The sequence below is a fragment of the Nonomuraea sp. MG754425 genome (genome assembly GCF_021699195.1).
Lineage (GTDB): Bacteria > Actinomycetota > Actinomycetes > Streptosporangiales > Streptosporangiaceae > Nonomuraea.
In genome coordinates, this window is record NZ_SSXE01000302.1 from 1 (window position 1) to 7,963 (window position 7,963).

Sequence of the window (7,963 nt, forward strand, 5' to 3'; positions counted from 1 at the left end):
GCCTGGCCGACGCCAAGGCGCTGACCGACCGGACGCTCGCCCCGTCGGTCAAGAGCGTCTCGCCCGTGGTGAACGCCTCCTCCTCCACCGCCTCCTACGGCGCGGCCAGCCACTCGATCGCGCAGTTCGTCGGCACGTACCCGAGCTATTTCGAGGCCGTCAACAAGTCCGTCGCCAAGGGCACGTACTTCTTCAACGACGACGTGCTGGCCGCCAGGAAGGTCGTGGTGCTCGGCCAGACCGTGGTGGAGGAGCTGTTCGGGACCGTCGATCCGATCGGCAAGCAGGTCAGCGTGTCGGGGGTGCCGTTCACGGTGGTCGGCGTGCTGAAGGAGGCCGGGTCCACCGGCATGCAGGACGCCGACGACGTGGCCGTGGCGCCGCTGCCGGCCGTCCAGCAGAGCCTGAGCGGGTTCGGCTCGCTCGGGCAGATCGTCGTGCAGGCCACCGGGACGGAGGCCACGACGTCCGCGCAGGCCGAGGTCACGGCTATCCTCAACCAACGACACGGCATCACCGACAACAACCCCGACTACCGCGTGCTCAACCAGGCGACCCTGCAGGAGACCGTCAGCGCGGCGACCGGCACCTTCACGGTGCTGCTGGGCGCCGTCGCCGCGATCTCGCTGCTGGTGGGCGGCATCGGCATCACCAACATCATGCTGGTGACGGTCACCGAGCGCACCCGCGAGATCGGCATCCGCAAGGCGATCGGCGCGCCCAGGAGCGCGATCCTGGGCCAGTTCCTGATGGAGGCGACGTTGCTGAGCCTGGTCGGGGGGCTGTCAGGGGTGCTGGTGGCGTTCGTGGGGACCCGGTTCACCATCGCCGGCATCGAACCGGTGCTCGTGCCGTCGTCGGTGGCGCTGGCACTGGGCGTGTCACTGGGCATCGGGCTGTTCTTCGGCAGTTATCCCGCCAACAGGGCGGCCAAGCTCAGGCCGATCCAGGCACTGCGCCACGAGTAAGGAGATATGGACATGGACAGGGACAGGGACAAGCTGGACTCCTCTCCGTTCCCCGACGACCTGGGCGAGGAACTGGCCGCCCGGCCCGCCAAGGGCTTCTCCAAGGTCACGCTCGCGCTGGCCGCCGGGGTCGTGCTGGTGGCCGGGATCCTGATCGGCATCCAGGCGGTGAACTGGTTCGGCACCGGTGACTCCGCGCAGGCCGCCGGCGGGCCGCAGCGCCCCATGGGCGGCGGGTACGGTCAGCAGCAGGACGGGACCGGCGGCCAGCGCGGCCAGTTCCCCGGCGGCGGCCAGCAGCCGGGAGGCGGCGGCCAGCGGATGGGCGGCGGCACCGTCGGCACGGTCGAGAAGGTCGAGGACGGCAAGGTGTACGTCAAGACGATGGACGGCGCCACCGTCACGGTCACCACCGACGACCGGACCACCGTGCAGATCTCCAAGCCCGGTAAGGTCTCTGACCTGGAGGCCGGCGCCTCGATCGTGGTGCGCGGGCAGCAGGGCGCCGACGGCGCGGTCACGGCCACCTCGATCAGCCAGGGAGGCCAGGGATTCCAAGGAGGCGGCCCGCGATGAACGAACCCGAGGCCAGGCTGCTGGTGGTCGACGACGAGCCCAACATCAGGGAGTTGTTCTCGGCCAGCCTGCGCATGGCCGGGTTCGAGGTCCTCACCGCGGCCGACGGCAAGGAGGCCCTGCGGGTGGCCGAGGAGAGCTCGCCCGACCTGGTGATGCTCGACGTGATGCTGCCCGATCTGGACGGCCTGGCGGTCGCGGGCAGGCTGCGGTCCCGCGGCCGCCGGGTCCCGGTGCTGTTCGTCACCGCCAAGGACACCTCCGAGGACCGGATCGCCGGCCTCGGGCTCGGCGAGGACTACGTGACCAAGCCGTTCAGCCTGGAGGAGGTCATCGCCCGGATCCGGGCCGTGCTGCGCAGAACCCGGCGCGGCGTCCCGCCGCCGAACCGGCTGCGGGTGGCCGACCTGGAGCTGGACGAGGAGAGCCACGAGGTCTGGCGCGACGGCACGCCCGTGCGGCTGTCGCCGACGGAGTTCCGGCTCCTGCAGTACTTCATGCTGAACGTGGGCCGGGTGCTGTCCAAGACGCAGATCCTCGACCACGTCTGGAACGGCGACTGGCGCACCGACGTCGGCCTCGTCGAGTCGTACGTGTCCTACCTGCGCCGCAAGGTGGACACCGGCGAAGGCAAGTACCTGCACACCCTGCGCGGGGTGGGTTACATCCTGCGCCCGCCGCGAGTATGAGCGGGCTGCGGAAACAACTGTCCAGGGCGCCGCTCTGGCTGCGCCTGGTCTCGGCCACCCTGCTGCTGGTCACCCTCGCCATCACGCTGACCGGCCTGTTCGCCGTCCGGCTGCTGCGCAGCTACCTCGTCGAGCGGGTGGACCAGCAGCTCCGCGTGGCCACCGCGCCGCGCGACCCGCCCCCGCTGCCCGTGGAGCCGCGTCCCGGCGTCCGGACGCAGCGCTACTTCGGCCTGTTCCACGGCGTGATCCTGGGCCCCGACGGCAGCCTGCTGCGGACGATCAGCGAATCCACCGAAGAGCACACGCCCGACCTGCCCCACCTGACCCTCTCCGACGCCGTCGAGCACAGGGGGCGGCCCTTCACCGTGGAGTCCCGCGACGCGGGCGGTCCGAGCTGGCGGGCCGTCGCCGTGCCGACGCGCGACGGCCAGATCCGGATGATGGCCATCAGCACGGCCGACGTGGACGCGACGGTCTCCCAGCTCGTCCTGATCGTGGCGGTCGGCGGCGGCGGCACGCTGGTCGTGCTCGGCCTGGCCTGCCACTGGCTGGTCCGCCGCAGCCTGCGTCCCCTGGGCGAGATCGCGCGCACCGCGAACGACATCGCCGGCGGCGACCTGTCCCGCCGGGTGCCCATGTGGGCCGGCACCACCGAGGTCGGCAAGCTCGGCCGCTCGCTCAACACGATGCTCGCCCAGATCGAGGTGGCCGCGCGCGAGCGTGAGGAGGCCGCCGCGTCGGCCCGCAGGTCCGCCGACTCGGCCCGAAAGTCCGCCACCGCCGCCAGGCGCTCCGAGGAGCTGATGCGCCGCTTCATGGCCGACGCCTCCCACGAGCTGCGCACGCCGCTGACCTCGATCAGGGGTTTCGCCGAGCTGTACCGGCTGGGGCAGGAGAAGGACCTGGCCGAGGCCGTGCGGCTGCTGGGCCGCATCGAGGGGCAGGCGGCCCGGATGGGCCTGCTGGTGGAGGACATGCTCCTGCTCGCCCGCCTCGACCAGCGGCGCGAGCTGGCGATGCGGCCCGTGGACCTGCTCAGCCTGGCCGCCACCGTCGTCATCGACGCCCAGACGCTCGCGCCCGACCGGCGGATCGAGCTGGCCCGGCTGTTCGGCGGCGAGGGCGACGTGGTCGTGACCGGTGACGAGCCCCGCCTGGCCCAGGTGATCAACAACCTCGTCACCAACGCGCTCACCCACACCCCGCCCGGGACCGCGTTCCAGGTGCGCGTGGGCATGACCGGCGACCAGGCCGTGGTGGAGGTGGCCGACGAGGGGCCCGGCTTCTCCGAGGAGGTGGCCGAGCGGGTGTTCGAGCGGTTCTACCGGGCCGACCCCGCCCGTGGCACCGGCGGGTCGGGGCTGGGGCTGTCGATCGCGGCCACGCTGGCGGAGGCGCACGGCGGCATCGTGACGGCGGAGAGCGAACCGGGCAAGGGCGCGCTGTTCCGGGTGATCCTCCCGGTCGCCGGGCGTCAGCCGAAGGCGTAGCCGTACAGGCCGCCGCTCTGGTCGAGCTGCCGTACCTTGCCCAGCTCGACCCGTCCGGACGCCCGCTTGCCCGGCGCGTACATGATCAGTCCCTGGTCGGGCGCGGCCACCACCAGCCCGTCCACCGGACGCCGCCGGCTCTCCAGCGACCGGTAGCGCTCCCAGCCCGGCAGCGCCGCCACCGACGCGCCGAAGTCCTGCCCCTTGCCCTTCACCAGCAGGTTCCCCGCCCGCGTCAGCCCGCCCGACGCCCGGCCCATGAGCACCTGCACGGCCTTCTCGCCGGGCACGCCGACGGCCAGCTCGTCGATGCCGTCGCCGTTGAAGTCCCCGGCGGCCAGCGACGCGCCGAACCGGTCGTAGTAGCGGGGCTTGCCTTCGAGCGTGTTCTGCGACCACGCCTCGGTCCGGTCGGTACGCAGCCCGGCGCGCGAGCCGTACAGCACGTCCACGGTGCCGTCGCCGTAGTCCATGGCCCGCTGGTTGGCGGTCAGGCCCTCGCCCGGCACGCCGATCGCCAGGTCGTCCTTGCCGTCGCCGTTGAAGTCGCCGGTGGCCAGCGCGGCGCCGAAGTTGTCCCACTTCTCGGCGGCGCCCTTGATGCCGGGCGTGCTCTGCGTGAGCAGGCGGGCGCGCTCGCGCCGCACGTCGATCACCGTGACCGAGCCCTGCCCGTCCATGGTCACGCTGTCGGCGGGCGCGCCGATCGCCAGCTCGTCGATGCCGTCGCCGTCGAAGTCGCCGCTCGCCAGCGCCCCGCCCCACTGGTCGGTGACGCTGGCCCGCTGCCGCACCCACGGCGTCTTCTGCGTGATCCGGACGGGCTCGCGGCCCTTCATCCCGTACACCGTCACCGCCCCGCCGGAGCGGTGGCTCGGCGCGCCGACGGCCAGCTCGTCCCGGCCGTCCCCGTCGAAGTCCCCGGCCGCCAGCGCGGCCCCGAACCGGTCGCTGGACGGCTTGGCCGGCGCCAGCCGCCGCCCGGCGACCAGCCCCTCGGGGGAGCCGTCGAAGATCTGCACGACGCCGTTCCCGTCGCCGCCCGGCACCCGCTCGCCCACGAACTCCTCCGACACCCCGACGGCCAGGTCGGCGCACCGGTCGCCGTTGAAGTCGCCCACGGCCAGCGCCGACCCGAACGAGTCGCCGGGCTCGGCGTCCTGCTGGGTGAGCTTCACCTTCTCGCCCGAGCCGTACATGACGGTGACCGAGCCGGCTCTCGCGTCGTCGTACGGGGCGGCCACGGCCAGGTCGGGACGGCCGTCGGCGTCGAAGTCGAGCGGGTGGCCGCCGCACGCGCGGGCGGCGGCCGGGCCCGCTCCGGAGGCCAGGGGAACGATCAGGCAGGCGGCGAGCAGCGCATTCATACCGGAAGTAATGACCAGGCCGGTCGAACCGGGTCTGAACAGGATGAGAACGGGCCAGGAGGGCAGGATGCACATCGCCCGGCACGGGTCTTCGGAGCACCTGCCGCCGGGGATCCGCCAAGACCGGCAGGTCGGCGGCATCGGGCCGTGCGGAGGGGCTCCGGGGGCATGGGACCGTGCCAGGATAGACGGGTGGACATCGACCTGGCTGATCTGGATTTCTGGCGTAAACCGCTCAAAGAGCGGAATGAGGCTTTCGCCCGGCTCCGGCAACTGGAGCACCCGGTGTTCTTCCCGGAGAAGAAGGTGCCGTTCCTCCGCTCCGGCAAGGGCTTCTACGCCCTCGTCCGCCACACGGACGTGATCGAGGCCAGCCGCAACGCCAAGATCTTCTCCAGCGAGCCGGCCGTCACCAACCCCGAGCCGCCCGGCTGGGTGAAGCAGGTGTTCGGCGAGTCGATGGTCAACATGGACGACCCGCGCCACGCCCGCCTGCGCCGCATCGTGACCCGCTCGTTCAGCCCCCGCATGCTGGCCGGGCTGCAGAACGACATCGAGGCCGCGTGCGCCCGCATCGTCGACGACGTGGTGCGAGACGGTCCGCGCGACTTCGTCACCCAGGTCGCCGCCCGGCTGCCCATCCACGTCATCTGCGACATGCTCGACATCCCGCAGGAACTGCGGGAGAAGGTGCACCAGCACGTCGACATCTCCACCGCCTACACCGGCGTGCGCCCCAGCCTGGCCCGCAGCGTGCAGATGGCCGGCCAGAACATGCTGGCCCTGCTCGCCCTGCAGCGCATGGTCATCAAGCTCGGCCACGAACGCGTCGCCGACCCCAAGGGCGACCTGGTCTCCCTGCTGGTCAACGCCAACCCCGACGGCGAGAAGCTCACCGACAAGGAGCTCGGCTCGTTCTTCTCCCTGCTACTCGTCGCCGGCAACGAGACCGCCCGCAACACGATGGCCCACGGCATCAGGCTCCTCACCGAGAACCCCGCCCAGCGCGAGCTGCTGACGAGCGACTTCGACGCGCACATCAACGGCGCGATCGAGGAGATGGTCCGCTACGTGTCGCCCATCATGCAGTTCCGGCGCACGGTCACCGAGGACTACGCGTTGCGCGGGCTGGAGCTGAAGCAGGGCGACAAGGTCGTGCTCTTCTACGGCTCCGCCAACCGCGACGAATCGGTCTTCCCGAACGCCGACACCTTCGACATCACCCGCGACACCAAGCCGCACGTCGGCTTCGGCGGCCCCGGCCCGCACTTCTGCCTGGGCGCGAACCTGGCCCGGCAGGAACTGCGCACGATGTTCCGCGAACTGCTGACCCGGCTGCCCGGCATCCGGTCGGTGGGCGAGCCCGACCTGCTCCTGTCCAACTTCGACAACAGCGTACGCAGCCAGACGTTCACCTTCTGACCGCGCGGCCGGTGGCGTCAGCCGTCTTCGGCGGCCAGGACGTTGCCCCTGATGGTGAGGAAGGTGATCGCCGCCGCCACCACCATCATCCCCGCGCTGATCAACATGGCCGTCCGGAAGCCCGCGTCGAACACCTGGGGCTGCTCGAACGCGTCGCCCACCAGCCCCACCAGCGGCGGCACGGCGGCCACGGCCAGCAGGCTGCCGGTGCGCGCCACCGCGTTGTTCACGCCGCTGGCCGTACCCGCGTACCGCTCCTCCGCCGAGGCCAGCACGGTCGCCGTCAGCGGCGCCACCGCCGCCGACAACCCCAGCCCGAACACGGTCACCGCCGGCAACACCTGCAGCGGGTACGACGCCCCGAACCCGATGCCGCTCATCAGCACGAACCCGCCCCCCGCCACCAGGAGCCCGGCCGTCATCGGCAGGCGCGGGCCCACCCGCTTGGCCAGATCGCCGGCCCGCGCCGACAGCAGCAGCATCAGAATCGTCGTCGGCAACATCGCCAGCCCGGCCGCGATGGGCGAGAACCCGGACACCACCTGGAGCTGCACCACCAGCAGGAAGAACACCACGCCCATCGCCGCGTACATGAGCAGCGTCACCACGTTCACCGCCGTGAACACCCGGTCGCGGAACAGGCTCACCGGCACCAGCGCCTCGGGCGACCTGCGGATCTCCAGCACCACGAACGCCGCCGCCAGCCCCAGCCCGACCAGCAGCGGCACCGACACCCCCTTCTGGATCAGCCCGTAGGTGACGCCGGCCAGCGCCAGCGCCGCCAGCATCGAGCCGAGCACGTCGAAACGCCCCGCCGCCGCCTCGTCCCTGCTCTCCGGCACGTGCCGGAGCGTGACGAACACCACGAGCGCCGCGAACGGCAGGTTGATCAGGAACGCCCACCGCCAGCCGGCCGTCTGCACCAGCCAGCCGCCCAGCAGCGGCCCGATGGCGCTGGCCACACCCCCGAGCCCGGACCACACCCCCACCGCCCTCGGCCGGTCGTGCCGGACGAACGACGCCTGGATGATCGCCAGCGAGCCGGGCGTCAGCAGCGCCCCGCCGATGCCCTGCAGGGCGCGGGCGCCGATCAGGAACTCGATGTTCGGCGACAGCCCGCACAGCGCCGAGGCGACGGCGAACCAGACCGTCCCGACGAGGAAGATCGTGCGCCGCCCGTAGCGGTCGCCGAGCGAGCCGCCCAGCAGGATCAGCCCGGCCAGGGTCAGCGTGTACGCGTTGATCGTCCACTGCAGGCCGGCCATGCCCGCGTTGAGATCCCGGCCCAGGAACGGCAGCGCGACGTTCACCACCGTGCTGTCGAGCAACGCCAGCCCGGAGCCGAGCACGGTCGCGAACAGGATCCACCGGCCGCGCACCGACCTGAGCTCGACGTGATGCTCGTCCGGGTGCTGCGTCATGAGCCCATCCTGTCACCGGCCCTGCCA

Annotated in this window: 7 protein-coding genes; 5 read left to right on the top strand and 2 right to left on the bottom strand. The window is 71.9% G+C overall.

Annotation, left to right across the window (positions count from 1 at the left end; all coding sequences use genetic code 11):
- The 4 genes from FAF44_RS50685 to FAF44_RS50700 all read left to right on the top strand — a co-directional run.
- A partial coding sequence (locus FAF44_RS50685) for an ABC transporter permease (RefSeq protein ID WP_237110670.1) occupies nt 1-968 on the top strand: 968 nt, incomplete at its 5' end.
- A gap of 12 nt (nt 969-980) precedes the next feature.
- The gene (locus FAF44_RS50690; RefSeq protein ID WP_237110671.1) at nt 981-1,544 is read left to right on the top strand and encodes a hypothetical protein; all 564 of its coding nucleotides are present in this window, start codon (nt 981-983) and stop codon (nt 1,542-1,544) included.
- Nucleotides 1,541-2,233, top strand: coding sequence for a response regulator transcription factor (locus FAF44_RS50695; protein WP_237110672.1), 693 nt, complete (start codon nt 1,541-1,543; stop codon nt 2,231-2,233). Before FAF44_RS50690 ends, FAF44_RS50695 begins: the two co-directional genes overlap by 4 nt.
- Nucleotides 2,230-3,726, top strand: a complete 1,497-nt coding sequence (locus FAF44_RS50700) for a cell wall metabolism sensor histidine kinase WalK (protein WP_237110673.1) — start codon at nt 2,230-2,232, stop codon at nt 3,724-3,726. The genes FAF44_RS50695 and FAF44_RS50700 overlap by 4 nt, the downstream gene beginning before the upstream one ends.
- Here the strand turns inward: FAF44_RS50700 and FAF44_RS50705 are convergent.
- Nucleotides 3,711-5,093 (bottom strand): FG-GAP and VCBS repeat-containing protein, encoded by a 1,383-nt coding sequence (locus tag FAF44_RS50705; RefSeq protein ID WP_237110674.1) that lies wholly within the window; start codon nt 5,091-5,093, stop codon nt 3,711-3,713. The genes FAF44_RS50700 and FAF44_RS50705 overlap by 16 nt on opposite strands.
- Nucleotides 5,094-5,285: 192 nt before the next feature.
- On the opposite strand from FAF44_RS50705, the gene FAF44_RS50710 reads away from it, so the two are divergent.
- Complete coding sequence (locus tag FAF44_RS50710; protein WP_237110675.1) at nt 5,286-6,515, top strand: cytochrome P450; 1,230 nt, start codon at nt 5,286-5,288, stop codon at nt 6,513-6,515.
- A 17-nt stretch (nt 6,516-6,532) separates the two neighbouring features.
- Here FAF44_RS50710 and FAF44_RS50715 read toward each other — a convergent pair whose 3' ends face one another.
- The gene (locus FAF44_RS50715) at nt 6,533-7,936 is read right to left on the bottom strand and encodes an MFS transporter (protein ID WP_237110676.1); all 1,404 of its coding nucleotides are present in this window, start codon (nt 7,934-7,936) and stop codon (nt 6,533-6,535) included.
- Nucleotides 7,937-7,963: the final 27 nt, after the last annotated feature.